We start from the raw sequence: 1325 nt of genomic DNA on the forward strand, positions 1-1325 counted from the left end.
TGCGGTAGAGTCGTCTTGAGCTGCCTGCTTGCGCCTCATCATAAAATGGGTTCTCTACAAAGCGCTCCGCTGTTAGCTCTGGTTGATTCAAGTACCCAAGCGCTAACCCTGGACCGCCCACAAATAGCTCACCAATACAACCTTGAGGCACCAACTCAAAGGCTGAACTAAGTATGTAGCTAGACACATTATGCATGCCTCGCCCGATGACCTCTCGATCACTGTGAGTCAATTCGGCAAAGTGCGTATTGACCGTCGTTTCTGTTGGCCCATATGCATTCAACAGCACTCGCTTATGTTTTTGTACAAACTGCTGTAGTCGCTTCAACAGCCCTGCACCAATTAGATCACCACTAGAAATCACATCTACCGCAGGTAATGTTGGTTCTGAAAGTAACGCACCTAATAATTGTGGAGTCGCATTCACAACTTGAATATCGTGTTGTTTGATTAGCTTACTCAATTCAAGGGGTGCTAATATTTGCGCTTTACTTGGAATGACCAATTTGACCCCATCAGCCAATAAGCACAACCCTTTCAAAGATGCATCAAAGACATATGAAGAAAGCCATAGCCACGCATCCCCCATCCCTTGCGACAGCACCTCGCCTTGAGCTAGAAACCCAGTATAAAAGTTCGATAACCCTTGATGTGGTGTGAGTACCCCTTTAGGCTGCCCCGTCGAGCCTGACGTATAAATCACATACGCAACATCCGACCCCGTTATCGCTACGTCTACATCCGTTGCTGCCAAACATTGCCACTCCTGAGCTATCTCATCCACCGCAACGACTTCCACAGGTAAATCCGGTAACGTCGATTTCAGCCTCTGTTGTGATAACAGCAAAGACATCCCCGTGTCCGTCGCCATATAACGTAATCGTGACTCCGGATAATGTGGGTCTAGTGGCACATAGCCCCCCCCTGCTTTCAGGATCGCTAAAATACTGACCACCATCTCTATGGACCTATCCATACAAAGCCCAACCAGTGTGCCTCGCTGCACGTGATGCCTCGTCATTAAATAGCGTGCCAACTGGTTCGATTGCCTATCTAACTCACCATAACTCATCTTGCTGTCACCACACACGACCGCTGTCTGCGTACTCTGTCGCTGAGCTTGCGCGGTAAAGTGGGAAACGATATTGCCCCATGCCTGCGTAGCATTATCACTTCGAGCATTACATTCGTGCACTAACTGCCTAACTTCTTTTGCTGACAGCATGTCTAGCTGAGACAGCGCAATATCCCACTCACCTCGTGTGTCTGCCAGCGCTTCTAATAGCTGCTGTAAATGCGTACTTAATTGTTCTATATGTGCTTCA

Annotated in this window: 1 protein-coding gene; it reads right to left on the minus strand. The window is 48.2% G+C overall.

Annotated features, from left to right (window positions below; all coding sequences use genetic code 11):
- The coding region (locus L1271_RS24625; RefSeq protein ID WP_235369054.1) for an amino acid adenylation domain-containing protein at nt 1-1325 on the minus strand (1325 nt) is incomplete at both ends.

The sequence above is a fragment of the Pseudoalteromonas sp. OF5H-5 genome (assembly GCF_021530695.1).
Taxonomy (GTDB): Bacteria; Pseudomonadota; Gammaproteobacteria; order Enterobacterales; family Alteromonadaceae; genus Pseudoalteromonas.